The organism is Kosmotoga sp. (genome assembly GCF_982836095.1).
On record NZ_CEYIHJ010000219.1, the window covers coordinates 1 to 2,076 of the forward strand.

3 protein-coding genes are annotated in these 2,076 nt (G+C 37.9%); all 3 read left to right on the plus strand.

Annotated elements, in window-relative coordinates:
- The first annotated feature begins 145 nt into the window (after positions 1-145).
- Positions 146-661, plus strand: a complete 516-nt coding sequence (locus AC3LHT_RS10345) for a hypothetical protein (protein ID WP_488662833.1) — start codon at positions 146-148, stop codon at positions 659-661.
- 126 nt (positions 662-787) lie between these two features.
- Entirely contained in the window at positions 788-1,477 is a 690-nt protein-coding gene (locus tag AC3LHT_RS10350) for a flavodoxin family protein (RefSeq protein ID WP_290647407.1), read from the plus strand.
- 239 nt (positions 1,478-1,716) lie between these two features.
- Positions 1,717-2,076 (plus strand): winged helix-turn-helix transcriptional regulator (locus AC3LHT_RS10355; protein WP_488662834.1); only part of this gene is annotated, 360 nt, incomplete at its 3' end.

Sequence of the window (2,076 nt, forward strand, 5' to 3'; positions counted from 1 at the left end):
GAGCAACTAAAAGAAAAGCCAAAACTATTATGTACCTTTTCATACTCTCACCTCCACAAGTTCCGCTATAATAGTAACAAATTACCTAACGATAAATGCAAGAAAAATAGAGAGCAGTTTACAGCAAGTCAAAAGGAGGACCATTGTGGATTTGATAAGCAGGTTGAAAGAAGAGTTCAGATTACTAAACTATGTTTTGATGCCTGAAGATGAATCGGAATATTCTCTATACCTTTACTGGATCAACAAAGTGGGGTCTGTAAAACATCGGGCTGCAACAAAAGGCGCTTCAAGAAATAAAAGAAGTATTTATACAGTGAGACTCAGAGAGGTTATAACCACTGAGGCTAATGGAAAAACCATATGGATGCCTCTTTTGCTTATAAAGTACTATGGCAACATAAGAAGAGCATTTGTCAATGTGCAAAGCGTAGGAAAGGTAAAGAAGATAAGCAAAATACAAATCACCAATTTATCCTTTGAACATAATATATTCGATGTAAAAAAGCTAAATGGTTTGGAAACAGGGTTAAACAGGATCCTTGACAATTGCTGGAAAAAGTATCCAAACGTTGAATGGACTTCTGAAGAGTTTGAAAATGCTCTTGTAAGGGTTGCTGTAACTTCAAAACCCGAGGATTATTGGCAAATGAAGGCCTAAGATTCAGATATTTTCTTAACTTTCTTTTGATCGCTTTCAGATATTTTTCTTACTTTTCCAGTGCGTTCAACTATACTCAAATAGAAGCAGTGTAACCTGGCAAATATTTTAAGGGAGATGATTCGTTTGAAGGCTATTGTTATCAATGGGAGTCCAAGAATGGAAAAGGGGAATACTGCTTTTATTCTCGCGCCTTTTATAGAGGGAATGCAAGAAGCTGGGTGTGAAGTCAACTTATTTTACGCGAGCGCTCCCAACATCAAGCCCTGTAACTGCAGCATTATGTACTGCTGGACTAAAAACCCCGGTGAATGTTGCATAAAAGACGATATGCAAATGCTCTATCCATTACTGAGAGAAGCGGACATTCTTATCCTCGCTACTCCTGTCTATATTCCGCTACCAGGAGATATGCAGAATTTTATCAACAGGCTCTGTCCATTGTTAGATCCAGTGCTGAAGTTTGAAGATGGACGGACACGTGCGAGGTTTCGCGAAAATGTGAATATAAAGAAGATTGCACTTGTATCCGCTTCTGGATGGTGGGAACTCGGAAATTTCGATGTGGTAGTCCATATTGTGAAGGAACTTGCAAAAAATGCAAACGCAGAGTTCGCAGGCGCCGTTTTAAGACCTCACGCTTACTTTATGAAAAGCAAAGCCATATCCGATGCTGATAAGAAAGAGGTTCTTGACGCTCTAAAAAAGGCTGGCTCTGAGCTCGTAAGCGAAGGCAAAATGCATAAAAAAACTCTTGAATCAATAAGCCGCCCCCTTATTTCTGAGAAAGAGATATTGCAAATTTACAATAGCTGAATTGCTCCACAAAATCGCTTCAAAATTCAAATGTTGAAAGCCACCAATACTTTCAAGCACATTTTGAATGCCACATTTTTAAGCATTTCTCAAGTAACAGCTGCTGGCTGGAGATAATAGCCAGAAATCAATTCTAATCAACCGACTACCTGTTTTGAATTTTAGAATCGAATTTTATATAATTAGTCAGTAAAGTTTACTGACTAAATAAGAAAAGCAAGTAAGGAAGTGAATTAATTGTGTCTTCAAGACCGGAAGATCTCAGAATAAGGAACACTTCAAAAATAGTCAAAACTTTGATAATAAATCCAAATCTGTCAAGGGTTGAGCTTGCAAGAAAGTTGAACCTAACAAAAACAACCATATCCTCAATAATTAACAAGTTGATTTCTCTTGGAATTGTCGAAGAGATTGAAAAAGATAATAGTGGAAGCATAGGGAAGTCTCCTGTTCCTTTGAGAATTAAAAGCGACGCTGCCTCAGTTATCGGCATTGGCCTTGAAAGAAAGGACACATCGGGCGTTCTTCTGAATCCAGATGGTAAAGTTCTGGAAAGCATTATTATTCATGAATCCAACCAAAAAAAGGAAGATGCAACC